At 49.7% G+C, this 23,535-nt stretch carries 25 protein-coding genes, 2 pseudogenes and 1 riboswitch; of the genes and pseudogenes, 13 read left to right on the top strand and 14 right to left on the bottom strand.

The genetic code is table 11. The features are described from left to right. Positions 1–49 precede the first annotated feature (49 nt). Positions 50–161, bottom strand: a riboswitch (TPP riboswitch). A 294-nt stretch (positions 162–455) separates the two neighbouring features. Further along, positions 456–872 (bottom strand): acyl-CoA thioesterase, encoded by a 417-nt coding sequence (locus IEW70_RS03510; protein ID WP_188646533.1) that lies wholly within the window; start codon positions 870–872, stop codon positions 456–458. A gap of 252 nt (positions 873–1,124) precedes the next feature. Here IEW70_RS03510 and IEW70_RS03505 point away from each other — a divergent pair, with 252 nt between their 5' ends. The 5 genes and pseudogenes from IEW70_RS03505 (at position 1,125) to IEW70_RS03485 (ending at position 4,786) form a co-directional block, all read left to right on the top strand. Further along, complete coding sequence (locus IEW70_RS03505) at positions 1,125–1,943, top strand: ABC transporter ATP-binding protein (protein ID WP_188646532.1); 819 nt, start codon at positions 1,125–1,127, stop codon at positions 1,941–1,943. 109 nt (positions 1,944–2,052) lie between these two features. After that, the gene (locus IEW70_RS03500; RefSeq protein ID WP_188646531.1) at positions 2,053–2,409 is read left to right on the top strand and encodes a hypothetical protein; all 357 of its coding nucleotides are present in this window, start codon (positions 2,053–2,055) and stop codon (positions 2,407–2,409) included. A 383-nt stretch (positions 2,410–2,792) separates the two neighbouring features. After that, positions 2,793–2,879 (top strand): annotated as a pseudogene (locus IEW70_RS03495) (IS200/IS605 family transposase); the annotation flags it as partial. A gap of 111 nt (positions 2,880–2,990) precedes the next feature. After that, positions 2,991–4,088: an RNA-guided endonuclease InsQ/TnpB family protein gene (locus IEW70_RS03490; protein WP_308423123.1), complete on the top strand. Its 1,098-nt coding sequence runs from the start codon at positions 2,991–2,993 to the stop codon at positions 4,086–4,088. Between the two features lie 248 nt (positions 4,089–4,336). Beyond that, the gene (locus tag IEW70_RS03485) at positions 4,337–4,786 is read left to right on the top strand and encodes a hypothetical protein (RefSeq protein ID WP_188646530.1); all 450 of its coding nucleotides are present in this window, start codon (positions 4,337–4,339) and stop codon (positions 4,784–4,786) included. A gap of 425 nt (positions 4,787–5,211) precedes the next feature. Here IEW70_RS03485 and IEW70_RS03480 read toward each other — a convergent pair whose 3' ends face one another. The 3 genes from IEW70_RS03480 to acnA all read right to left on the bottom strand — a co-directional run bounded on the left by IEW70_RS03480 (position 5,212) and on the right by acnA (position 9,060). Further along, on the bottom strand, positions 5,212–5,871 hold the full coding sequence (locus tag IEW70_RS03480) for a fumarylacetoacetate hydrolase family protein (protein ID WP_188646529.1): 660 nt from the start codon (positions 5,869–5,871) through the stop codon (positions 5,212–5,214). A gap of 99 nt (positions 5,872–5,970) precedes the next feature. Then, on the bottom strand, positions 5,971–6,327 hold the full coding sequence (locus IEW70_RS03475; protein ID WP_188646709.1) for a VOC family protein: 357 nt from the start codon (positions 6,325–6,327) through the stop codon (positions 5,971–5,973). 6 nt (positions 6,328–6,333) lie between these two features. After that, positions 6,334–9,060: an aconitate hydratase AcnA gene (gene acnA, locus IEW70_RS03470; protein WP_188646528.1), complete on the bottom strand. Its 2,727-nt coding sequence runs from the start codon at positions 9,058–9,060 to the stop codon at positions 6,334–6,336. 290 nt (positions 9,061–9,350) lie between these two features. Here acnA and IEW70_RS03465 point away from each other — a divergent pair, with 290 nt between their 5' ends. Then, the gene (locus IEW70_RS03465) at positions 9,351–10,094 is read left to right on the top strand and encodes an IclR family transcriptional regulator (protein WP_188646527.1); all 744 of its coding nucleotides are present in this window, start codon (positions 9,351–9,353) and stop codon (positions 10,092–10,094) included. Positions 10,095–10,146: 52 nt separating this feature from the next. Here IEW70_RS03465 and IEW70_RS03460 read toward each other — a convergent pair whose 3' ends face one another. Then, positions 10,147–10,608, bottom strand: a complete 462-nt coding sequence (locus tag IEW70_RS03460) for a ferritin-like domain-containing protein (protein ID WP_229751801.1) — start codon at positions 10,606–10,608, stop codon at positions 10,147–10,149. A gap of 65 nt (positions 10,609–10,673) precedes the next feature. Here IEW70_RS03460 and IEW70_RS03455 point away from each other — a divergent pair, with 65 nt between their 5' ends. The 3 genes from IEW70_RS03455 to IEW70_RS03445 all read left to right on the top strand — a co-directional run bounded on the left by IEW70_RS03455 (position 10,674) and on the right by IEW70_RS03445 (position 12,407). After that, positions 10,674–10,874, top strand: a complete 201-nt coding sequence (locus tag IEW70_RS03455; RefSeq protein WP_188646525.1) for a hypothetical protein — start codon at positions 10,674–10,676, stop codon at positions 10,872–10,874. Positions 10,875–11,936: 1,062 nt separating this feature from the next. Then, positions 11,937–12,131: a hypothetical protein gene (locus IEW70_RS03450; RefSeq protein WP_188646524.1), complete on the top strand. Its 195-nt coding sequence runs from the start codon at positions 11,937–11,939 to the stop codon at positions 12,129–12,131. Then, on the top strand, positions 12,132–12,407 hold the full coding sequence (locus IEW70_RS03445) for an OsmC family protein (protein ID WP_188646708.1): 276 nt from the start codon (positions 12,132–12,134) through the stop codon (positions 12,405–12,407). A gap of 602 nt (positions 12,408–13,009) precedes the next feature. Here the strand turns inward: IEW70_RS03445 and IEW70_RS03440 are convergent. Beyond that, a complete protein-coding gene (locus IEW70_RS03440) occupies positions 13,010–13,345 on the bottom strand; it encodes a hypothetical protein (RefSeq protein WP_188646523.1) in 336 nt (111 codons plus the stop codon). Between the two features lie 525 nt (positions 13,346–13,870). Here IEW70_RS03440 and IEW70_RS03435 point away from each other — a divergent pair. Then, positions 13,871–14,221, top strand: a complete 351-nt coding sequence (locus IEW70_RS03435; RefSeq protein WP_229751799.1) for an HAD family hydrolase — start codon at positions 13,871–13,873, stop codon at positions 14,219–14,221. Between the two features lie 62 nt (positions 14,222–14,283). On the opposite strand, the gene IEW70_RS03430 is transcribed toward IEW70_RS03435, so the two are convergent. The 8 genes and pseudogenes from IEW70_RS03430 to IEW70_RS18690 all read right to left on the bottom strand — a co-directional run. Next, entirely contained in the window at positions 14,284–15,330 is a 1,047-nt protein-coding gene (locus IEW70_RS03430; RefSeq protein WP_188646522.1) for a galactitol-1-phosphate 5-dehydrogenase, read from the bottom strand. 14 nt (positions 15,331–15,344) lie between these two features. Then, the gene (locus tag IEW70_RS03425) at positions 15,345–15,524 is read right to left on the bottom strand and encodes a hypothetical protein (RefSeq protein ID WP_188646521.1); all 180 of its coding nucleotides are present in this window, start codon (positions 15,522–15,524) and stop codon (positions 15,345–15,347) included. 132 nt (positions 15,525–15,656) lie between these two features. Next, positions 15,657–16,706, bottom strand: a complete 1,050-nt coding sequence (locus IEW70_RS03420; protein WP_188646520.1) for a zinc-binding dehydrogenase — start codon at positions 16,704–16,706, stop codon at positions 15,657–15,659. A 39-nt stretch (positions 16,707–16,745) separates the two neighbouring features. Beyond that, positions 16,746–18,011: a PTS galactitol transporter subunit IIC gene (locus tag IEW70_RS03415; protein WP_188646519.1), complete on the bottom strand. Its 1,266-nt coding sequence runs from the start codon at positions 18,009–18,011 to the stop codon at positions 16,746–16,748. 124 nt (positions 18,012–18,135) lie between these two features. After that, complete coding sequence (locus tag IEW70_RS03410; protein ID WP_188646518.1) at positions 18,136–18,417, bottom strand: PTS sugar transporter subunit IIB; 282 nt, start codon at positions 18,415–18,417, stop codon at positions 18,136–18,138. A 22-nt stretch (positions 18,418–18,439) separates the two neighbouring features. Continuing rightward, a complete protein-coding gene (locus IEW70_RS03405; RefSeq protein ID WP_188646517.1) occupies positions 18,440–18,901 on the bottom strand; it encodes a PTS sugar transporter subunit IIA in 462 nt (153 codons plus the stop codon). A gap of 25 nt (positions 18,902–18,926) precedes the next feature. Next, the gene (locus tag IEW70_RS03400) at positions 18,927–20,981 is read right to left on the bottom strand and encodes a BglG family transcription antiterminator (RefSeq protein ID WP_188646516.1); all 2,055 of its coding nucleotides are present in this window, start codon (positions 20,979–20,981) and stop codon (positions 18,927–18,929) included. Between the two features lie 450 nt (positions 20,982–21,431). After that, positions 21,432–21,722: pseudogene (locus IEW70_RS18690) on the bottom strand (YhjD family protein); the annotation flags it as partial. 852 nt (positions 21,723–22,574) lie between these two features. Here IEW70_RS18690 and IEW70_RS03395 point away from each other — a divergent pair. From IEW70_RS03395 to IEW70_RS03385, 3 genes are all read left to right on the top strand, one after another. Continuing rightward, positions 22,575–23,075, top strand: coding sequence for a carbohydrate binding domain-containing protein (locus tag IEW70_RS03395; RefSeq protein ID WP_188646515.1), 501 nt, complete (start codon positions 22,575–22,577; stop codon positions 23,073–23,075). Between the two features lie 94 nt (positions 23,076–23,169). After that, positions 23,170–23,370, top strand: coding sequence for a transposase (locus tag IEW70_RS18375; RefSeq protein ID WP_373285901.1), 201 nt, complete (start codon positions 23,170–23,172; stop codon positions 23,368–23,370). Further along, positions 23,282–23,473, top strand: coding sequence for a hypothetical protein (locus tag IEW70_RS03385; protein ID WP_188646724.1), 192 nt, complete (start codon positions 23,282–23,284; stop codon positions 23,471–23,473). The genes IEW70_RS18375 and IEW70_RS03385 overlap by 89 nt, the downstream gene beginning before the upstream one ends. Positions 23,474–23,535 lie beyond the last annotated feature (62 nt).

The raw sequence follows: 23,535 nt of genomic DNA, 5'->3' as shown, positions 1-23,535 counted from the left end.
AGTACGCAAAAAGGCCGTACCCAGCGTACGACCTTGAAACTCGAATCATACAGGAATCCCCTGTGATTCCCTACGCTGGCATTACCCAGATCAGGTTGAACGGTCGGCGTAGACATCCCGCCCTCTCAGCCTGGCTACTCCAAGCTCCCGTTGAATATGCAGTTGCTATGTCAAACGTTAACACAAAAGTGAGAATAGGTCAAAAGAAATGGAGTATGATGATCGGTGGACTGGATGCAATGGGTACAAAAACTCGCAAAATAAAAGATAAAATAGATGAATGATGGCGTTAACTGTAAGGGAAAAGAGGTGTATTATCACAGTTGAAAAAGAAGGATGGGTTGGTCCGTATCACCGAAGCGGGCCAACCGCAAATTGGAATATCTATGAGGAGGAACGGGGATTCAAAGGACTTTCGGAATCGGATGGGGAAGGCGAGGCTTGTGGCCTGCTTTTTACTCCACGTCATCCCGGATCGACAGCGATTCCAACACCTTGCGCATCGGTTCGGTCAGCGGGATGCTCTTTTGTTCCCGATAATCATAGTGGACCAATACGGCACGCCCTACAGCGATCAGCTCTTCCGTATCCCGGTCCAGGATATGATGAATGACGGTAAAACTCTTATTGCCGATTTTTTCGACGGCGGTGGAAATCTTGAGCCATTGGGCAAAGGTGGCTTGCGATTTGTATTCGCAGCTGGTGGATGCGAGGATCAGCTTCCATTGCTTTAAGTCCAGATCGGGGTCCAGCATCTCAAAGAGTTCCGTGCGGGCTGCTTCCATGTAGGTGTAATATACGGCATTGTTGACGTGACCCAAACCGTCGCATTCATTGAAGCGCACTTGCAGTTTTGTCCATAACTTGTTCATGGGGAACTCCCTCCGTTTCTTGGGTGAAACTGCGTTCACAACACTGTCACAAAAAAACTTTGTCGAAAATTGCAGAACCCCTGCAACTTTATGTAAGGCCTTTGCGTCTATAATAGCAAAAGAAGAGCAGGAACCAGTCAAGTGAACAGGTCGTGAATTTTTTCAGTTGAAAAGATTCAAAGCAAACGGAATTGTTCTTACATTTCTTATCCATCACTTTATAGGGTTGCGAACGAAAGGATGGAGGTTCCTTTGCGCATCGAATGGTCCCACATTAAAAAGGTGTATCGCACCGAAGACGATAAGAAGTGGTCATCGCGATTGATTTTCCCCCGGGAGACCCGGACCGGCTTGTTGGATTTCAGCGCGTCGACGAAACGAGGCATTACCGTGGTCCTGGGGCCCAAGGGATCGGGTAAAAGCACGCTTCTCAAAGTGACTGCGACCATCTCGGTTCCGAATGACGGTCGGGTGACCTACACGATGGACAACAAAAAAGTGTGGGTCTGGTCCCGGAACCGGGCGGAAATGTCAGGGACATCCGGGCTGGAGGGATTGAAAAACCGAATCGGCTATGTTCCCCAGCGGAAACGGTTGGAAGAAGATATCTCAGTAGAAGAGGCCATGGTATATCTGGCGCAGAACCGCAGGGTGCCCCAACCCAAACGGCGGGCAGCCGAACTGATGGCCCGGTGGGGGTTGGCAGGTTACCGCAAACATGAGCTGTCCCAGTTGCCCAAAAGTGCATTATCCCGGTACTGGTTGGCGCAAAGTCTGTTGACGGACCCGGATATCTGGTTGTTGGACGAGCCGGCAGAGGGGTTGGATGAGCTAGGCTGGGAGCTGTTATGCCAGGAACTGTTACATCACCCTTCCCATCGCCTCACGTTGATTGCAACCAACGACCTGGAACTGGCGGAATGCGCAGATCATTTGATGTTGATGGAAGGGGGCTCCTGTAGGCGGCTGGGGGCGCGCCATCTGCTGACAGCGAGCGTTCCGGATGGATCGGTTGCCTCGTGGTATCGAACGATGCAGACGTTTTCCGGATTACATAGCCGTATCAAGTAAATACACGGGTGTGTCGGTCGGGATGAAGCGACAGCGCCAACTGCCTTAACGATCGATGACAAAGGGTTTTGTATACACCAGACGTGAAATAAGACAGGAGGTATGACAAATGTCCCTGGAAATGGCGGAAATGCAGCTTCACATGCAACAAGAGGTCGATCAGTTGGGAAAAACCTTGATGCAAGAAGAACTGGGTTACTTTTTGGAAGGGATGTTGGAGCAGGGAGACTCCCCGGTGAAAAATCTGGCCTCCTACCTGGAAGATTGTGAGACGGAAGAGTTGGCTTTTGATCTGTCCTGCATTCGTGGATTTAAGCAAAGCGACGCGCCGGAAGCAGAAAAAGTGGCGTTGTTGGAATCCAAAGGCGGACGCTATTTCGCCGAAACCGGCATCCGCCCCATGGAATGGCTTTCCCTGGTGGAGGAGGAGCTGGGTAAAGCACTGGCACGGAAGCAGCATCATTAAAAAGAAGCACCAGTAACCCCCGGCTTGATACCGGGGGTTTTTGCTTTGGAGGCGTGTCTGGTAATTCAAGCTTCTTCGAAGATGGGGAGGGTCGGTGCAATCGGCGAAGGTCCTTTGCACTCACAGAGTACAGACGTTATGAACAACCCGGATCATGTCTTTGGAGGGTACGGTCTATACATGCTATTTTGTAATCTTCGTCAAAAACGGATTTAAATTTAACATACTTGCGTAAGAAGTCTCCCGCTTCTATAAGCGGTGAGATGAATTACTCGTCAGACGAGGGAGGGGTGTTTTTTACCCCTCTCGCAAGTCTGACCATTTTCAGAATCGTTTGTTGTCTATTATTCCACCTTGATCTATCATCAATATTAGGTGATGAAATGGCTGATAGCAACAACCATTCAGTATTTTTGATGTACTATCACTTAGTCCTTGTGATCAAATATCGAAAAAAGGTACTGGATGATCCTATTTTGAGACAGAAAGCGAGGTGAAACCATGCTTCGAGCCAAGAAAGTCTATTTCTGCGCATTTCCATCAGAGATGGATCGTCTCTTTGCCTGTAACCGTGAAACCGCATTGGTTGGAACCAATGCCTGCAATTATCCAGACAATTCTATCTAGACAATGGGAAATGGATAACCAAGTCCGAATTACAAAAAGCGACCAAAGGACGATTCCATCTACATAGCCAATCGATTCAAGCAGTTTGTCACAAGTATCTATTCGCCAGAGATTCTGCACACCAAGCGATCCAAAAAGGAATCAAAACCGCTCGCTATCCCTACAAAAAGAAGACGCATTACAATACCAAGTGGGCAAAAGATGGCTTCAAAATTCATGCAAATGGGAAAATAGAGCTATCGATGGGAATCCATGATGGAAAGCGTGAGAAGCCGATCACTGTATACACCAAGAATCTGCCAAAGGGGATCATCAAAGAAATCGAGCTTTGTTATGATAACGGACTCTATCTATCGATCGCCTTTGAAGATGGAAAAGAGAATCAACCTTATAAGAAGAAACTATCTGCCGGAGTAGATCCAGGTGAAATCCACACCATTGCCGCTTTCTGTGAAAATGGAGAGGCCTTAATCCTCACCGGTCGTAAAGTCCGCTCCATTCACCGCCTCCGCAACAAGAAATTAGCAGAAATTCAGCGTCTTCAGTCCAAATGTAAAAAGGGATCCCGTCAGTGGAAAAAGTACCAAAAGGCGAAACGCTATATCCTCTCTAAATCCGAGAAACAGCTTCAAGATGCCCTCCATAAAACGACGAAGCAGTTTGTCGACTGGTGTGTGGAGCAGTCCGTGTCAGATGTCTACATAGGGAACCCTGAAGGAGTACAGAGAAAGACAAGAAAGAAGAAGAAAGCAACTCGAAAACAAGCGCAGCGTCTATCCAACTGGTCATTTGGAAAAGTAAAAAAGTACCTACAATACAAGTTAGCGATGATGGGAATCCAACTTCATCAAGTCGATGAATCCTATACCAGTCAGACATGTCCTGTCTGCAAGAGGAGACAGAAAGTCTCTTCTAGAATCTACCGCTGTTCCTGTGGATATCAAGAACATCGAGACACGCATGGAGCGAGAAATATTTTATCCAAATCGCTCTATGGAGAGATTCAGCATCTTGATGTTCCCACGAAGCAAACGTATCTACGGATCGCCTAAGCGAGAAGTAGTAGATGGTCTGTTCCGACCCATGCCCATGCGTGCATGTTGCTTACTTAGGAATCCAAGAGGCTTTCCGATCGGTTCGATCGAGTATGGCAGGCAAACACTTCCATACGTGAAAGCTTTTTGGTTCTGATGGTAAGAAACTCCCACTTCTTAGCGTTAGCGCAAGTGGGAGAGGTTCATGAAAACACCTTCGATGGATGGAATTTATTACGGCAGCGGCGGAGATAGCGCGGACATCGATGACATTGATTTTGATATTTAAGGCTAATCGAGGTGATATGATGAACTTAGATCTCTCTTTTATCCATCCGGCAATCCATCCAATCGCTTTTTTTGCGTTTCTCGTTAGTGTTGCAGGGTGGTCAATCCTTTTTTTCTTCGCTGATAAGTGGTGGAACATACACCCTGGCATTAAAGTCCTTGCTGGAGCAGTTTTCTCCGCTGCTCTAGCCTATATCATCTATCCGGTTTTGGTAATTATTGCTTGGGTGATCATGTCTTTTTTCTCAGCAATGGTCATTTCATGGGTTATCGATATGGTATTGCTCCTGATGATCCCTAATTATCGATCTGTAGTTATTTCTTCTTCTGGTTCTTCTGGTTATGGTGGATATGATGGGGCCGGGGACGGCGGAAGTTGTGGTGGAGACGGTGGCGGCGGAGATAGTGGAGGTTGTGGTGGAGACTAAGATAAAACACCCCGCTAGAGCCAATAGAGGCTCATGACGGGGTCTTAGCCACTCTCGTCTGTTTCTAAGAAATAGTTGATCCCTTTTTTTAATGTACGCATCAAAAAACGACACATCCTCATTGTCGTCCAATCGATGATAGGCGCAATAATAGTCTCCGAACATTACGTATACATAATGTTTGACTTTCCCTTTGTTTATAAAGAGGGCCGTATACGGCAACCCTTCATTGTGCATGTATTTCGCCTGATCTTCGGTAATCTCGCCACTAACTTCTTTTAATGAACTCAGATACTTTCATCCAAAGAGGAGTTGGAATTTAAAAAAGGAAGGGGGAATCCCCTTATCCGTTATATTGTATTGAGGATTGAGAGGTACACGTACCCCCTATAGCAAATGATCAGACAGACCCTGGTGCGACGGGTTCAAGGGACTTGCTGTTCAGGCTCGGGTTTTGAGTTAAAAAATCGAATACGACACTCTCCCAGCATGTCTTTTCCCCAGAACAGTTGCAGATGATCCCCGTTGTCGACTTCTCCGACACCTGCCGGTGTCCCGGTATAGAGGAGATCTCCTTTATCCAGCCCCAAGTGAATGCCGCAAAAATCGATCAGGGTTTGCAGATCAAATACCATGTCACGAATATTGCCCGTTTGCACCCGGTTTCCATTTTGGACAAGCGAAAAGTCGACGGCCTGGCAAGCTGCAACGCCAGGGAACTTCCGAAACTCCGTGATAATAGCCGAATTTGGAAACCCCTTCGCCAACAGCCAGGGGTGCCCCTTTTTCTTCAACCGGCTTTGGACATCACGGAGAGTGAGATCAATACCCAAGGCAAATTGATCCACGATGTTTTCCACCTGGATCCCTGCTTTATACGGGCGGGAGATGTGAATGACCAGTTCCGCTTCATAATGGACCTTTCCCTGTCCGACGGGAAGGGAGATTTCCTGTCCATTGGCTTGGATGAGGGCATGGGTGGGTTTTGAAAAGATGAGCGGGGACTTCGGCACTTCATTGCCTAACTCTTCTGCATGCAACCGATAGTTTCTTCCAACACAATAAATGTTGCGAATCGTATTCATGGAGCTTTTCTCCCCGTGGTCAATATTTCACGTTAGAAACGGAAACAGAGAAAGCCTGTGCAGAAGAGCCCCCTCACAAGAAAGTGAGGGGGCCTTCGATTATGCTCGTGCTATTCGTTCCAGTCGGTTGCCGAAGGGGTCGCGAAACTCAAACCGCTTCACACCCGGGATGGGGACGGACTTCTGAAGGGTGACACCCTGTTGGATAAGGTGTTCCCGCCAGGGGGCGATGTGGTCCACCTCATACGCCAGGTGGGCTTTGGTCCGGTTCCGGTCGACTCCGTCTTCGGTGCCGACGTGGATCTCCTGATCACCCAGACGGAGCCAAAAGCCGCCCCGGCCGGCCAGAGAGGCCGGCTTGGGGACGAGGCCGAGCATTTTGCAATAGAAATGCCGGGCTTTTTCTTCGGCTCCTTTGGGGATGGTGATCTGCGCGTGATCAAGACGAAGGATCAGAATGGATCAGACGTTAGCCGTTTCGGTGTCGTTTAGGATTTGACGGAGCACTTTTTGCAGGATACCGCCATTTTTGTAGTACTCGATGTCCACTTGGCTGTCCAGGCGGACGATGGCGTCGAATTCCACCGTGGAGCCGTCCGGACGGGTCGCGCGGACCTGGAGTTTTTGGAACGGCTGGATGTTGTCGTTCAGTCCCAGGATGTCGAAGGACTCTTCACCGGTCAGTCCGAGGGACTTCCAGCTTTGGCCCTCGCTGAACTGAAGCGGCAGCACACCCATGCCCACCAGGTTACTCCGGTGAATCCGCTCAAAGCTCTCGGCAATGACGGCTTTGACACCCAGGAGGTTGGTTCCTTTGGCTGCCCAGTCACGGGAACTGCCGGTACCGTACTCTTTGCCGGCCAACACAACCAGCGGGGTGTTGTCTTCTTTATACTTCATGGCCGCATCGTAGATCGCCATGGTTTCGCCGGTCGGCACGTACTTGGTGAAGCCGCCTTCCACGCCCGGCACCATTTGGTTGCGGATGCGGATGTTGGCGAAGGTGCCTCGGGTCATGACACGGTCGTTTCCGCGGCGGGAACCGTAGGAGTTGAAGTCTTTCGGCTCCACTCCGTTTTCTTGCAGATATTTTCCAGCCGGGCTGTCCGGCTTGATGGCACCTGCCGGGGAGATGTGGTCCGTCGTGACGGAGTCACCCAGCAAGGCGAGCGCCCGCGCGCCTTTGATTTCTTTTACCGGCTCCACTTCGGCGGACAGGTTGACGAAGAAAGGCGGTTCTTGGATATAAGTGGATTTTTCGTCCCAGTCGTACAGTTCGCCTTCCGGGCTTTCCAGCTGGTTCCACCGCTCGTTGGCATCGAACACTTTGGCGTATTGGCTGCGGAAGTGTTCCGGTTTCATGGATGCATTGACGGTCTCTTGCACTTCCTTCGCGGTAGGCCAGATGTCTTTGAAGTAGACCGGGTTGTTATCCTGATCGTAGCCGATCGGGTCTTTGGCAAAGTCGATGTTCACCGTGCCGGCCAGGGCGTAGGCCACCACCAGCGGCGGAGAAGCCAGGTAGTTGGCTTTGACATCCGGGTGAATCCGGCCTTCGAAGTTCCGGTTGCCAGAGAGGACGGAGGCCACGGTCAGGTCATTGTCCTGGATGGCTTTGCTGATCTCTTCCGGCAGCGGACCGCTGTTGCCGATACAGGTGGCGCAGCCGTATCCGGCCAGGGTGAATCCGAGCTTGTTCAGGGAATCCATCATGCCGGACTCTTTCAGGTACTCGGTCACCACTTTGGATCCCGGAGTCAAGCTGGTCTTGACGTAGGGTTTCACTTTCAGTCCTTTTTGCACTGCTTTGTGAGCGACCAGAGCAGCACCCAGCATCACTGACGGGTTGGAGGTGTTGGTGCAGCTAGTGATGGCAGCGATCACCACGTCGCCGTTACCCAACTCGTAGGTGGAGCCGTCGGGGCTGGTGACGGTCACTTTTTTCTCGGCGTCTTCCTTGGATACACCGAAACCGCCTTCGTCCACGGACTTGGTCAGGGTGTCGTTCCAGGTTTGTTTCATATCTGTCAGATCGATCCGGTCTTGCGGGCGGCGCGGACCGGCCAGGCTTGGCTTGACAGTGGACAGATCCAATTCGACGGTATCGGTGAAGATGGGATCTTCCATGTCGTCGGTGCGGAAGAGGCCTTGAGCTTTGTAATATTGTTCCACCAATTCCACCAGCTCTTCGTCCCGGCCGGTGTTGCGCAGGTAGTTGAGGGACTCTTCGTCCACAGGGAAGAAGCCCATGGTAGCGCCGTATTCCGGAGCCATGTTGGCGACGGTGGCACGGTCGGCCAGGCTGATGTTGGAGAGACCCGGGCCGTAGAACTCGACGAATTTGCCCACCACGCCTTTTTTCCGCAGCATCTGGGTGACGGTCAGAGCCAAGTCGGTGGCGGTGGCGCCTTCAGCCAAGGTACCGGTCAGTTTGAACCCGATCACTTCCGGAGTCAGGAAGTACAGCGGCTGTCCGAGCATGCCGGCTTCGGCTTCGATCCCGCCGACACCCCATCCGACCACGCCGAGGCCGTTGATCATGGTGGTGTGGGAGTCGGTACCCACCAAGGAGTCTGGGAATACTTCCGTTTCGCCGTCCACTTCGCGGGTTTGCGCCACTTTGGCCAGGTATTCCAGGTTCACCTGGTGCACAATCCCGGTAGCCGGCGGCACGGCCTGAAAGTTGTCGAAGGCTTCTTTGGCCCAGCGAAGCAGGCGGTAGCGTTCGCCGTTCCGTTCAAACTCTTTGTTCATATTGTATTCCAGGGCATCTTCGGTGCCGAAACGGTCCACCATCACCGAGTGGTCGATAACGAGATCCACAGGGATGAGCGGGTTGATCCGTTTCGGATCGCCGCCCACGCGGTCCATGGCGGAACGCAGCGCTGCCAGGTCAACCACAGCCGGAACGCCGGTGAAGTCCTGCAGCACGATCCGGGCCGGTTTGAAGGCGACTTCTTTTTTCTCGTTCAACTCAGCCCATTGCGCCAATTGCTGCACGTGTTCTTTGGTGACGGAGTGGCCGTCGTATTGACGCACAGCGGCTTCCAGCAGCACCTTGATGGAAAAGGGAAGGCGGGAAACGTTGCCGACGCCTTGCTCTTCCAGGCCCTGCAGGCGGTAGTAGGTGTAGTCTTTACCGCGGACGTTCAGCTTCTTGCGTACGCCAAACAGGTCCTTTTTAGACATGCCGATTACCTCCTTGAGTTGGGTTCAAATTACGAGGGAGCCATAGGTTTCATCTAGTGAAACGAAGTTTCTTTTTCCGTACTCATTATACACTGAGAAGTTTGACTTTGTATACCCCCCCAATACCCCGAATTTCATGTTCATCACAGGATAAAAGTTCCATATCGGCCTTGTCGTTCCGGCTAGAAATCCATCTTTTGTCTGACATTCACTCTTTTCCAATTCCTACTTCCGGCGTATAATGTAAAGTAAAATCTCTTTTCGCAGAGTGAAACGAAAGGGTGTCCCGTGTGGAAGGGAAGAAAACCGTACGTGCTGCGGAACGTGCCTTGGATATCCTGTTGTGCTTCACCCAGGAGCCGGAGCTGAGTCTGACGGATGTCGCGCGAATGACGGAACTGAATAAAAGCACGGTGTATCGGTTGCTTGCTACCTTGGAGGAAAAAGGATTTCTCATACGGGATGCCAAAACGGAAAAATACCGGTTGGGATTCCGCGTATGGGAATTGTCCGCCAACTTGTCTCAAACCGATGACCCGGCCGTGCTGTTCTTGCCTGAGATGGAGCGTCTGCGGGATCAGGTGGAAGAAACGGTCAGCTTGTACATCCGGGATGGGATGGAACGAATCCGCATTCAGGCGGTGGAGAGTACCCAGACCATCCGGCGCGTGGCTCCCCTGGGGGCACGGATGCCGCTGTCGGTGGGAGCATCGAGCAAGGTGCTGGTGGCGTACGCTGATCCGGCGGTGCAAAAAATGGTGCTGTCCGACCCCTCCTGGCCGGATAATGTCGATAAGGACCAGTACATCAGGCAATTGGATGAGATCCGGAACCGGGGCTACGCGACCAGCTTTGAGGAACGGGAAGCGGGCACATCTGCCATTGCGGCTCCGGTGCTGGACCGATCCGGCAACATTATGGCAGCCCTGTCCATTTCAGGACCGGTCAGCCGGTTTACGATGGAACGGATGCAGGAAGTGATCCCGAAACTATTGGAATCCACCCATCGGATGAGAAAGATGGCAAAAAAATAGCGTTAAAAAATCCTGGATTTCAACTGTCCAGGATTTTTTCGTTTTGATTCGGTTATTTTGCCTTGCTTAAATAATACTGAAACCAACCGGCGTGGTTTTGTTCATCCAAGGCCGCTCGTCGAAATGCCTCTTTGATCAAAGGATCTGTCGCTTTATCCGCGATATCCAGATAAAAATCCACCGTCTCCAACTCATCCCGGACAAAGGCATCCAGCCCCTCTTTGTACGTCCTGGGACAGGCTTGGACATGTACCGAGGGCTGTCTCCCAGTCAACCGCATGTAGATCTGGGAAAACATCTGAAAATGGCGTACCTCATCCTGACGAATTTCCTGTATTCGTGCCTTTTCTGCCGGAGTCGGCGCTTTTAGGGCCAGTTGTTCATAGCATACCACCGCCTGATATTCACCGTTTACCGCTTTGGCAATATCGTTGATCAGGGCTTGATCTTGCTGGTTAGGGTATATGCCGGGCCGTTGCCGATAGGGATAGGTGTAATATTGGGATATGAACATCACAAAACCTCCCGAGGCCATTGTGTCGGGATATTGTAGGCGCTTTGGGCGAGGGGGTGTAGAAAGTGTCAATGATAAAAATGGTGGAAAATTGGCCGCTGGAGCAAGAAGGAAAGGTCAGCTGGAATATCTGGGTGACGGTGCCGCGGGGGACAAAAGGCACCTATGAAGTAGCCTGTGAGGTGATTTTAGCCAAAACCCAAAAGCCCAAATTTATTGCAAACAGCAAACCAGTTGGGGCTATCCGCGGTCGGGAATCATGTTGAGCTGTAGTCTGTCGGAAATCCAAAACCCTGCAGTTGATTCCGAATACAAACAGCAAATGATCTCGGGCTGATTGAGCTTATATGCCCGATAATTGTTTCAGGCCCGAATCGGTTTCACAAATTCTATGCAGATCCCATGTAACAGTGTGCAGGCCGGGGTTGGCTCCGTGGCTCAAAAGATGGGTGTCAGCATCCGAACCAATCCTTTTGGTTAAATAGTCAATAAGATGGTGGCTGCTGCACCATTCGATAAGGCTCCGACTCCGGTTCCGATAAGGTCAATTCTTATAGATAATAGATCGAATGGGTTGACTTGGAAATTAACAGGTGCGGGTGCAAATGCACAACAAACTCGGGGATTCGGGGGCGTATTCGGTCCCTGTACTGTTGCTATAATACCTGTGTTTTCTGTAGTACCACCACAATTTGTACTTCTAACTATCTCAGCCCTTACCATCTGATTGGCGCCTAAATCCTTATCACGAATGCTTAAAACGAATCCTGTAATGGTTGCTGTTTGTGGTATGATTACAGTATCTCGTATAAAACCCGGTGCCCCCCTTGTGAGGTACCCAGCCCAAGGAATTGGTTATTGTTAATTGATTGATCTGTAGCTAAATAGATCGTCATTCCTCCTGGTCCTTGGGGACCTTGTGGGCCTCTAGGACCCCTGGGGCCTGGTGGACATTTGCAACGTGGTAGTCTGATACCCATTCATAACACCTCCTGATTGTTTCCCTCTTGGGGTACGACTAGGAGTGGTTTCTTTGTGCCGTATAACTTTACCGAATATGGATTCTGTAAAGTAAACAGCCGGAAAAGGCTGTTTTTTCTTTGCAGAATATGTGAATTTAGAGGGCTCTTTCACTTTACAGAATTCGCATCATCAACCCGAAACCTAGCCCATTATGTTAGGGTGACCGGTTTTTTTTACAGCCTCCAAGCAGATGTGGAGTACAGATGCTTCAGTTACCCCAAAGTAGCTTTGGACAACCCTAAGAAGGATTCGGAAAAAGGAAAATCGAATAGGGTGAAAGGAGAACCCAATGAGGAGGTTGCAGGATGAACCAACCGATTGAGATTTCCAGGATCCGCATCCATCAGGACGAAGGACCCAACCGCCGCGCTTACATCGCCGGTTTTGAGAAACCCCTACTGTTTGGTGTCCACGGCGGCGTGAAGGATTTTTACGGCGTGGAGCCCGCCGAGGAGCGGCCGTCCACGCTGGACCACATCGTGGCCGCTGCCGGCGGGTGACTGACGGGGACCCTGTCCGGCGCGCTGGAAGCGCGCCACATTCCCACCAAGGGAGGCCAATTGACTGCCGAATTCAAGGGAACCATCGAAGCTCCCGACAAAGTGCTGAAGATCACTCGCATCGATTGCCACTACCATCTCACTATCCCCAAAGGAAAGAGAGAAGCCGCCGAGCGGGCTCTGAAGACCTTTGAACGGGGTTGCCCCGTCGCCCAGACGCTGAAAGGGTGCGTCGAGTTCAACCACGAATGGACGATTAAAGAACAAGAAGGCTGAGATCTCGCAAATGGAAAGACCGTCACCTCTTTCCCTGTAGGAAGATGTACGGCTTTTTGGGGTGGAGGGAGCGAAGACCGATTTTGGGGCCATCTCCTATCTACTTCCCAAAAATACAATTAAAAGCCCACCAATTGGTGGGCTTTATAACTTAAACCCTGGCAGGGGTGCTTAACGTGCGTTTTCCGCGTTTTGACGTCGGGACCCCCTAAATCGGAGCACAACATCCCCACCTTTCTTCTCAGTTGATGGGTTGTCAAATTCGTGTTAAGTCTATCACGTGCTTTTGAAAAGAATATAACCGGATAATTAAAGTTAGAAAAAGATATAAAATGATATTCTTTTTAAGGTGGCGGAAAGTGTTAGACACAATAAAGAGGGCCGGTCCATTCTTTTTCGCAAGCTTTGTCTTTGAAATGGATGCCGAAAAACGTGCATAAAAAACCACATCACTGCATCCTGAAGGATGCGGTGATGCGGTTTTAGGCTCGGACGGAGCCTTCGGGAGAGGGTAGCGGGTTGCCGTACCCAATGATCCGAGAAGCCCACGGCGCCCGTAGGAAGTGCCCTTGGGGTGCTTTAACCATTTGGAGCAAGTCACATCAATCTGAATGAAGGACCTCGAGGCGGGTTTCAATAAACCGCTTTATCCTCTTCAACTTTTGATATTCCTGCATAGAATGACACAACATCGAGAAGCTTTCTTTTTCGGCTGTTCGAATATTCTTTTTTAAATGATGAGAGCCATCTAATGAAAAGCGAATGTACCCGCTCGAGAAAGGCCAGAGAGGTTTGTATAACTCCACATGCTGGATATCGTTAAATAAAAGAGTGATATCTTCTAAGGCATGCCGTTTTTTCCTAGTGATCGAATGGATGAGTTTTATGGAGCTTTGATACATACGAATACAACCACTTGATAATTTCAGTTCGTGCATGATATCCCTCCAGGTCTGCTTAAAAGTCGCATCCAGGGCGGTTTTTAAACACCTAAAAACAGCCCGTGCATTTACACGGGCTGGGAAGCAAGGGGTGTTATGTAGAAGAGGTTAGTAAAGATATAAAGTTTGTGGCCTTGGTTTATTGTTATTGTAGAAAACTTGAGCCACTCAAACAATCCACCATTGGATCCAATTTCTTTTTCCTACTTTCGTATTTCAGGCTATCGGAAGGAGGAGCGCTATATTCGCTGCAACTAAATAACTATAAGTGCTTGAACTTACCCCAAAAACATTAATATAATGATTAACGAACAGTCTAAAATGGTAATTCCTGAGCCGGGAATAGGTAGCTAGGGTTCCGCCTCTACTGAGGGACAGCGACCGAGGGCTACAGGATCCTGCGGTTTGCAGGAGGCACCTATTGGCATAAAAAGCCCGAGGGGGAAGGCTCAGCGTATTTGCTATACGCTGAGATCTTCCTCAGTCGGGTTTTTATATTTGTACTAAAGGGAGAGTCAAATTTTGATTGCAGACCAATTTGAAGTTTTTATATTTGACCTTGACGGAGTCATATATTTGGGTGATGATTTGCTTCCTGGAGTTAAGGAGTCTATAACTCGCCTTCAACAGATGGGAAAAATCATACGTTTTTTGACGAATGATCCACGTCCTTCAAGAAGGCAAGTAGCAAGACGTTTGTCTAATTTAGGACTCGATGGATCGGACAATGTTAATTTTGGAGATCGTCGTTTTTGCGTTAAATCACTAATCAAGAATCAAGCTGATGTTCGGTTTGATTATTGGACCCTTTGCCCTGATTTATGCGGGGATCTGTTGGGGCGAGGATATCGTGGAAATGGTGAAAGAGATTAAACAAAACCGGACCCAATCCGGCGAAAAAACCCCCGACTTTGTTGAACGTCCGGGGTCGGGGATCATTCCGGATATAATAATACTTTTCCAAAGAAATCTTTTTGGTTGATCATATCTTCAAATGCTTTTGGCCCTTCGCTCAAGGGAAGGCGATGCGTAATCATGGGTGTCACATCCAGCTGTCCCGTACTCATCATGTGAAGGGTGGTTGTCCACTCTTTTCCCGGAAACGGAGCGGAGACTGCGTTCCAGGAACCGTACACCTTCAGCTCGTTTCGGACGATCTTCTCGAAATAGAACCGCTCGATGGGCACGTCTCCGTATGGAATTCCCATAAAGACGACCTCGCCCCCTTTGCGGGGAAGAGCAAATACTTGAGCCGAAGTGATGGACGAACCGGCGGCTTCCACGGCAAGGTCGACACCGTTTCCATCGGTAGCTGCCATCAACTGGTCATAGGCTGATTTCTTTTTTGGGTGAATGACAATGTCGGCACCCATCTGTTTGGCCACGCTCAATTTCCTGGGATTGAGGTCGATCGCATAGACGGTTTCGGCACCAAACAATTTCGCCCATTGAATGGTGAGCAAGCCGATATTTCCACATCCCAGCACAGCCACGCTTCCACCGGGTCGTAAGTGCGTCAGGTACAAACCATGGACGGCAACGGCTGACGGCTCAATCAATGCGGCTGTTTCGTATGCAATTCCCTCCGGGAGAGGCAAGACATTGGCTGCCGGAAGTTTGGTGAATTCAGCAAAGCAGCCAGGTTGTTTGGATCCGATCACCGTTAGGTGGATACATTGAGAGGGGGCACCTCGCAGGCAGCTTTCGCACGTTCCGCATACGATGGCGGGGCAAGCGGCCACCCGGTCACCCGGAGACACATGAGTGACCGCGTTCCCGACGGCTTCGACCACTCCGGTAAATTCATGGCCCAACACCATCCCCTCCACATAGGGGCCGAGCTTTCTATACCGTGAGAGATCGGACCCGCAAATGCCTGCCGCTTTTACACGAATAACCACCTCATCTTCCATTTCGATGATGGGAAGTTTTGCCTGTCCATAGCGCAAATCACCGATTCCGTATAGTTTTAAAGCATTCATATGGATACTCCCCATCACGATGTGCGAGTCGGCTCATTCGCCTCAGCGGCAGATGATTGGTTCCGTCTCTTGAATAATCGGAACAACCCGATCGCAATCACCACGGTATTCACCATCATCTGATTGGCGATATACCAGTTGCTGATCATTTTCCCGTAAGGGCCCAGCATGGAATCGACTGCGAATTGAACCATATACCGGCACCTCCCGTTTTTCAGTAGCTGTTTTGGGCTTCCTGGTTGGTGAAGCCGTGCTCGATGGTTTCTTCGCAGCGAGTGGCGGTGGGTTTAAGAAGCCTATAGTCCATGGATGCTTTTACGGTCTGCTTATCCATTGGCACTTTCCTCCTCAAGCGGTCTGAGCAATACCTTGATCGCCTTTCCATCCTTGATGGCCTGATAGCCTTTGTCCCACTCGGCGATCGTAAATTCATGCGTGATCAACGCTTTCGCGTTTACCCTGCGATCATTCATCATCGCGAGAGAAGGTTCCCAGTCCGCTGATTTTTGACTGCGGGTACCGATCACGTGGATTTCTTTTTGGATGATTTTTTCAAAGTCGATTTCAATCATGGCTTTGGGGAAGATGCCGATTTGCACGTATTCCCCCTTCTTGGCCAGCAAGTCCAGTCCCATGTTGGCAGCGGACACGGCGCCCGTACATTCGAAAACAAGATCCGCTCCGTATCCATCCGTCATTTCGTTCACGATGTCGGCAACGTTCTCTTTTTGAATGTTAACGGCTGCGTCGATTCCAAGCTCAGTCGCTTTTTCCAGACGCGTTCGGTCGTTGTCCAGGCCTGTGATAATAACCTTCGCACCGTTCGCTTTGGCAACCTGTGCGGTCAAAAGGCCAATCGGACCAGGGCCGAGTACCACCGCAACGTCACCTGGTTTGATATGGGTTTTCTGGATGGCATGATGGGCGCAAGCAAGCGGTTCCGTCAAAGAAGCGGATGAAAAATCCACGTTTTCGGGAAGCTTATGCACGTTTTTTGCATTGGCGATCAAATACTTGGCAAAGCCGCCGTTCACCTGGGTACCCAGGCCTTTGCGTTGGTTACACAAGTTGTAGTCGCCGGTCCGGCAATAGCGGCACTCTCCACAAATGGCAAAAGTCGTTTCCGATGTCACCCGGTCGCCGACCTGAAGTCCCATCACATGGGGGCCGACTTCCACCACGACTCCCGAAAATTCATGCCCGAGCGTCACAGGGGCATTCACCTTGTAATGGCCTTCGTATGTGTGCAGATCAGACCCGCAAATCCCGGCTGCTTTCACTTCAATCTTGACCTGTCCCTCTCCGGCGAAGGGTTCCTCCACAGTCAGGAGATTCAGGTTTCCAAAGCCGAGTTCTTCTTTCACCAGCGCTTTCATGCACATCTCCTCCTCGTTCCGTTCACCCTATGATTGGATTTAATTAAATAAAGAGAAGAATTTATAAATCACGAAGTTCACCAGGTTTCCACCCTGGTCGATGCTTGAAATGAGACTGGTTCCCTTCGGGATGGTGAACTGGGCGTTGTTGGCCATTTCCGTATGGAGGGGGGCGATATCGGTCGCCATGTAAAGAGAGAGTGCGATCATGACCGAACCTACGATCACCGAGTGAACGATATTTCCGCGCGCGGCACCTACGATAAAGGCGACGATGAAAGGAATCGTAGCCAAGTCCCCAAACGGCAACACCTTGTTGCCAGGCAGAATGATGGCGAGAACCACGGTGATCGGCACGAGTATCAACGCGGTGGCGATCACCGACGGATGTCCGATGGCGACGGCGGCGTCCAACCCGATGTAGATATCTTTCGTGCCGAAGCGCTTGTGCAAGAACTCACGGGCGGATTGTGAGATCGGCATGAGACCTTCCATCAAAATCTTGACCATACGTGGCATCAGCAGCATAACGGCGGCCATCGATATTCCGATGTTCAAGGTGTCGCCGATGTTGTATCCAGCCAGAATACCTAGCGCAAGGCCCAGAAACAATCCGATGAACAGGTATTCACCGAATATTCCGAAACGTCGTTGTATGGTTTCCGGGTCGGCATTTAGTTTGTTGATGCCCGGGATCTTCTGAAGGAGCTTTACCATGGGAATCCCCAGAATGGCATACGAGATGGTACTGCCGGTTGCCACGGAGATCCCGGGAAGCTCAAAGTATTTTTCGAGCATGGGAGCGGTCCAGTCGGCGATTTTCAAGCAGACGATTTCAAAAAGAATGGCTGCAATCAACGCTTGGAAAAAGCTTCCGCCAGACAGAAAATAGACAATGGCCCCGATGAATGAGAAATGCCAAAAGTTCCAGATATCCACGTTCATGGTCTTCGTGGTTTTCGTAAAAAGCATGAGGATATTGACCAACAACGCAAGGGGGATGACGAATGCGGCTACCGGAGTGGCCCATGAAATGCTTGCGGCCGCCGGCCAGCCGACATCAATGACATGAAGCTCCACGCCAATCCGTTTCACCATCGCTTTGGCTGCCGGCCCCAGATTATTGACTAACAAATCAACGACGAGGAATATGCCGACAAAGGCAACTCCGATGGTAACCGCCGAGCGAAAGGCTTTCCCGATTTTTTGACCAAACAGCAGACCCAGTAGAAAAATGGCCACGGGTAAGATAACCGTTGGACCCAAGTCGAGAAACGCTTTGAATCCGTGAATAACGCCATCCATGATAATGCCTCCTTTGTATAGAGGTGCTGCGCTCGATATTCCATGTTTTGATTGTAAAATCGCGCTCAGGAAGCTTCGTTAGATCGGTGTCTAAAAAACTTCCATGTTGCGCGAGAGTGAATCCTTATTTTTGAAGCTCCTCCAAGATCTCTTGCTTGGTATCCTCAACCCCTACGCCGGTCAAGAACGAGCGTGCATTAATCACCGGGAATGGATAGCGCTCTTTGACGATCGTCGTGGTGACCAGCAAATGGGCGGAATCTTTGTAAGCAGGAATGTCTGATACTTTGATTTGCAAAACTTCCGCATCGATACGGTGCTCTTTACACATGGTTTCAATGGCCTCATTGACAATGGTGGAGGTCGCGATTCCGGTTCCGCATGCCACTAAAACGCGTTTTTTCATGCTTTTTCACTACCTTTCACATTTAGTCAAGGACATCCCGCAACGCGGCGATGATCTTGGTTTTATCCCTTTCGGATGCGAGATAAGCTAAAAGCTCTTTGTCTTGAAACACGCCCATGAGCTTTTGCAACAGGGAGAGCTGGGCATGACTCTCGTCCATGGCCAGCATGAAGACGAGTTTGACGGGCGTGGACTGTTCATCCTCTCCCATAATGACAAAGTCAACGGGCTCAGTAAGCACTCCGACGCTCAAGCTTTTTCTGTTCACATGTTCTTTGTCCGTATGGGGGATCGCGACGGAGAGCCCTTGGGTGGGAAGTCCCGTTGCATAGTGATGCTCGCGGTCGATGACCGCTTGAATGTAGCTTTCTTTCACGACACCCTGTTCCTGCATCGTAGAAGCCATCAATTGTAAGACCTCTTCTTTTGTATCCACTTGAATATCTTGCAGGATCAGTGATTCATCCATATACAAGGTACTCATGTCCATAACCTCTTTACGTAAAGTTTTAATCATCGGTTGAATGGGCTTCGATCAGAGAAGCCATCTCTGCGACGGAGCCTGCTTCTGTCAGGGCATGCATCGCTTCACGATTTTGGGATAACTTCACAAGCTGTCGAAGCGCTTTTAAATGCTGGTACTTATCGGGCGCCGCAATCACGACGATGGTGTGGACCATGTGGTCCCCGGCGTAGGGAACGCCTTCATCCAACTGAAGAAGACTCATGGCCACACGTTTGACCCCTTTCTCCGGATCCGCGTGCGGAATGGCGACCCCCGATCCGATGATGATATAGGGATCCTGTTCCTCCGGTGAAAGGATGGCTTCAATATAGGAAGGCAGGACCCATTGATTTGCAAGCAACGGTTCAGCGGCGATCCGCACGGCGTGATCCCAGGATGTTGCGCCCCGTGCCCTCTGAATCGTTCCTTCATGCAAGAAGTCCGATAGATTGGGGGTTTCAGATTCCGTTGGCCCGTCTCCGGGCGCAGCATTCTCCTGACGGAGAAACTGACCAAGCTCTACGGCCAGCGCATCTTTATCCTCTACGGACGCATGCTTTTCAATGATCTTGAGCAGCTGGTTCAGTTGCATATCCGTCGGAACAAAACCACCGGTTTCTGTCATCACTTGTTTTCGAAGGCGGTGTTTTTCCGTCTCATCCATCAAGGGGGAGATGATGAACAGCCGCTTTTCCGTTTGGACATAAACCGAAGAGAAAACAAGGTCATAATGAAGGGGGTAGGTCTGAAACTCGCGGATCGATAAGGGTTCCAAGAAAATGAATTCGGGAAAGAGCTCATTCAATTGGCTGAGCATGAGTCTTGAAATGGAAACTCCCTTTGGACAAACCACCACGGCCTTGATCTTTTTTTGTAAGCTGTCTCCTTGTTTCGTCAACCAGCCTCCGAGCAACATGCTCAGATACATCGCCTCATTTTCCGGAATAGGCTCACCGATGAACTCTTCCAGAGGTTGCATCGCTTGTCGGGCGATGCGATGCAGCTCAAAAAACTCCGAACTGACGGTTTGGTGAATGTCATGGACATCGGTTAAACGATACTTCATTCGGTAATAGGCCGGTTTGGTATGCAACAGGAGCTTATTGAGCAACTGTTCTTTATCTTTAAGAATGATGCAGGAGCGCTTCTCAAATAACACCAGCATTTCACGGAGAGCTTGTCTTAAATTTGGAATGAGGTCTTCAGCCTCATTCTCGGAAGAGTACACATTCGTCGTCAGCAGGTGAAGCGTGATGAACAGCCGTTCAACAATCGGGATATCTCCCGCGTCGTTTAGAATGAGCTCGGTAGCGCGGTACTCTTTTGTGTCGGAGAGTTCATCGTAGTGAATGGAGAACGGTTCGATGATTTTCTTCTGTTGGATCCGCTTCAAGGTAAGGGCAAGAATGTAGGGCATGGCTTCCATTCGGTCATCCGTGAATTGAAGGCCGAGTTCTACTTCCACGTCTTCAATTTTGCGACGAAACCCGTGAATCTCTTCCTTTGCAAGGGCCGTCGCTTTCTCCAGGTAGCGCTTTCCGTTCGGAAGGGAGAGGCATTGGTTGACCAAGGCAATCAGTGCATGTCGGATGGAGAATTCTTTGCCGGCCAGCAAATAGCCGTGACGTCTGGAATACTGAATCTCAATTTCGTATGGATCCAAATAAGTCTGAGCTTTTTTCAAATCGTTCAAGATCGTGTTCTTGCTGAACTCCAAAACGCTTGTGAAGTGGAAAAGAGAAAGGTCCTCTTCGCAACAGAGCAGCATGAGGAGAATCATATGGACCCGTTCTTGTTCCGACGGGATGGTCTCCTGAACGGGAACATCCTCCTCTTGAAGGAGCGTTGAGACGAGCACGGGGTGAATCACAAACGTTCCTTGTCTGGTTCGCTTGATCTTGGGAAGGTTTTTTGAATCCAGCCAGTCATTGATTTTATCGAAGCTGTATTTTAGCTGTCGTCGATTTAAATCGTGCTTGCGCTCAAGATCGTCACTCTTTAAACCGGGATTGGAAACGACTTCGTTCAATAGTTTCGTGCTCCGACTGTCAAGCTGCATCTGATTCCCTCCCTTCACCGACGATTATAACATCTAGAAAAACCCTTTTGTATGCGCTTTCATCCTACTATCTTGGTGCTGGAAGTGTCACACGTTGTGATCAACGGTTGGACAACCTAATTTTCGGATGACTTGCCGGGGAACTCGTCGATCTCTTCCTGCGTGGATGTCCTCGTGACAGCGACGGCAGACCACGAGGGTCTTGTAGGGTACCCGTCCTTGGCTAGTAACTTAATCCCACTGACTGGGGCTCGGTACCTGGACCTGGACCTGGAACTGGCTGAACTGGAACTGGGTTACCGTACGGAGGATAACAACAGTACCAATATGGTAGCGGTACACAATACCAATATGGATATAAGAACCCTTTTCACACCTCTTAAAACATGGTCGTTTATCATGTTTAAACCGAGAAGCTTTTGTGACACGACTAGTTTACGATACGTACGGTTAAAGGCTCAGGTTTTTGTAGATGGGAAGGTGATCCGTAATGAACTGCCAAAAGGCTTCTTCACACATTGCACGGAGATGTGCGTTAAAGAAAGCGTTGGAGTATGAATAACCACAGAACAAAAACGTTACCACACGGCTGTCTCGTTCCTGTTCGATCTGAAGAATCTTCCCATCGGAGCGGGAAATTTCCCCTCGTGTTTCGCTTAGTGCTACTACCACCTTGTCATACGTGTAATCTAATAGTTTGGCTACCACAGATCGGGATTTTAGTGGAACCTGTTCAAGCTGCTTGCGATCATGGGAATAACCTTTTCCAGCACATCAAGCACACTAAACTGTCTCACTTTAGCTTCAAACTCATCGTAACCTGGTGGATATTGCATGCTGTTGAACTCCTTAAACCTCTCTTTTCTCACACTTTATCCCTTTTATCCGTCTTTTCTAGAACATATGTTCCGTTTAATGTTGGAATTTTTGTGGTTGATAAGTGATGGCACAAAAAAGGCAGCCTAGAGGCTGCTAGTAGTAAAGAGGTGTCATTATATTATTCGAATGGACAGGTTTTTTTGTGTCTTTTTATCCTAATATGCAAAAAAATACCACACCGTAAGGGAGTGGTCAGTAGAAAAAGGGGGATTACTATCGGGAAACGTGCAACTTTATGGTTCTGTTTCAATTTTTTTTAGAAAAGGGTGTTGCTATAGGGTAAATATTCGGTTAATCGTTTGCAAATCCCCATGGAAATGCGGACTGCTTTGATAAAATAAACTTGGTCATAGGTTATGCTACTCGTCATTTTGACTCTCTCATTCCGGGTTGGGCCTTTATGGGCCTTTTTTTTGCTATCAGCTCCCCATACGATTAAAAGCCCATCGATCAGTGGGCTTCATAGCTTGAACCCTTGAAAAACGGGCTCCCGTAAATAACCCGCATGGGTCTCTTTTTTGTATTGGACTCGGCAGCGGATCCAAGGTTCAACATAGATAAACTGCCGACCCTCACGGGTCTTTATCTGTTGTGCTACTTCGTAATCAAATGCTGGTTCTACCCCTACTAACGCCTTTTTTCGTTAATTGTGTTATTTCCATTATCAATTATATAAGTGATTTCATAGTTTTATATAAAAGGCAGGTGAACAAAATGGGTGTCAATTTGTTAAAGAACCGCTCCTTTGAGAGGGCAACGCTGGATCCGTGGAAAACCAAGGGCAATGTTTTTACTTCAACTGACCAAGCTTTTGAGGGGAAAAAGGTCGCACAAGTGGGTCCGGTCACGGCTGTTGGCGAGAGGGCCGTTCTCAAGCAACGCGTTCAGTTACCCTCCGATACCGAGGCCCTGCATCTCAGTTTTGCAGTCCGAGAAGAACCAACTAATGGTGATACTGCCCCATGGTTCGTGGACATCAAATGGTTGGGGAGTGGCGGACAAGTGATCCGGAAAGATATCGTGAAACGGCAGGAAGACTTTGATACCTTTGATGCAAACGACTGGTTGACCTATGTCGACGTTCCCCGCCGGAAACCTTCTGGGGCAGTTAAAGCTCGGCTGCGATTCGTTCTAACGGGTTTCAACGATGGTACCAGTGATACGTGTGTATCTAGGGGTACGGCAATGATTCGTGGAATTGGCCACTCTGTATAGCAACACCCTTTGCGGTAAAAAAATGAAACCATTGTACTGGAAGGTATACTGACCCCATGAGACCCCAGACACATGTTAAGTTAGAACAAAGGGGATGAAAGGGGTCTGTTTCATGGGGCGGAGAAAATGGAGTGCAGAGAAGAAGATGGAAATCGTATTGGAAGAGATGACTCCAGGGGCGAATATTTCCGAGGTTTGTCGTCGGCATGGTTGCCCAGACCCAGTATTACCGGTGGCGGGAAGCGTTTCTGGAAGGAGGGCGTTCCGCCCTTCGCACGGCTCCCTCCCAACGTGAAAAGGAGATGGAACAGGAACTGAAAGAAGCGAAGGTCTTACTCGGTGAAAAGGAGATGCAGATCGAGATCTTGCGAAAAAAGACCGATTGGGGCCGAAGGTAAGCACGAGAGAGCTGATGCAAGCGCTGGCTCACGAAGGGTATTCGGTCCCCCAGATCACCTCG

Source organism: Marinithermofilum abyssi, from assembly GCF_014641195.1.
Lineage (GTDB): Bacteria > Bacillota > Bacilli > Thermoactinomycetales > DSM-45169 > Marinithermofilum > Marinithermofilum abyssi.
This window is presented reverse-complemented; position numbering and strand designations above follow the sequence as displayed.

Coding starts and splice junctions, on each gene's coding strand:
- IEW70_RS03450 (WP_188646524.1), top strand. CDS start 11,937: ATGAACCAACCGATTGAGATTTCCAGGATCCGCATCCATCAGGACGAA.
- IEW70_RS03480 (WP_188646529.1), bottom strand. CDS start 5,871: ATGAATACGATTCGCAACATTTATTGTGTTGGAAGAAACTATCGGTTG.
- IEW70_RS03430 (WP_188646522.1), bottom strand. CDS start 15,330: ATGAATGCTTTAAAACTATACGGAATCGGTGATTTGCGCTATGGACAG.
- IEW70_RS18375 (WP_373285901.1), top strand. CDS start 23,170: ATGAAAGGGGTCTGTTTCATGGGGCGGAGAAAATGGAGTGCAGAGAAG.
- IEW70_RS03460 (WP_229751801.1), bottom strand. CDS start 10,608: ATGTTCATATCCCAATATTACACCTATCCCTATCGGCAACGGCCCGGC.
- IEW70_RS03385 (WP_188646724.1), top strand. CDS start 23,282: ATGGTTGCCCAGACCCAGTATTACCGGTGGCGGGAAGCGTTTCTGGAA.
- IEW70_RS03415 (WP_188646519.1), bottom strand. CDS start 18,011: ATGGATGGCGTTATTCACGGATTCAAAGCGTTTCTCGACTTGGGTCCA.
- IEW70_RS03420 (WP_188646520.1), bottom strand. CDS start 16,706: ATGAAAGCGCTGGTGAAAGAAGAACTCGGCTTTGGAAACCTGAATCTC.
- IEW70_RS03440 (WP_188646523.1), bottom strand. CDS start 13,345: ATGCACGAACTGAAATTATCAAGTGGTTGTATTCGTATGTATCAAAGC.
- IEW70_RS03425 (WP_188646521.1), bottom strand. CDS start 15,524: ATGGTTCAATTCGCAGTCGATTCCATGCTGGGCCCTTACGGGAAAATG.
- acnA (WP_188646528.1), bottom strand. CDS start 9,060: ATGTCTAAAAAGGACCTGTTTGGCGTACGCAAGAAGCTGAACGTCCGC.
- IEW70_RS03405 (WP_188646517.1), bottom strand. CDS start 18,901: ATGAGTACCTTGTATATGGATGAATCACTGATCCTGCAAGATATTCAA.
- IEW70_RS03400 (WP_188646516.1), bottom strand. CDS start 20,981: ATGCAGCTTGACAGTCGGAGCACGAAACTATTGAACGAAGTCGTTTCC.
- IEW70_RS03485 (WP_188646530.1), top strand. CDS start 4,337: ATGACATTGATTTTGATATTTAAGGCTAATCGAGGTGATATGATGAAC.
- IEW70_RS03510 (WP_188646533.1), bottom strand. CDS start 872: ATGAACAAGTTATGGACAAAACTGCAAGTGCGCTTCAATGAATGCGAC.
- IEW70_RS03410 (WP_188646518.1), bottom strand. CDS start 18,417: ATGAAAAAACGCGTTTTAGTGGCATGCGGAACCGGAATCGCGACCTCC.
- IEW70_RS03395 (WP_188646515.1), top strand. CDS start 22,575: ATGGGTGTCAATTTGTTAAAGAACCGCTCCTTTGAGAGGGCAACGCTG.
- IEW70_RS03500 (WP_188646531.1), top strand. CDS start 2,053: ATGTCCCTGGAAATGGCGGAAATGCAGCTTCACATGCAACAAGAGGTC.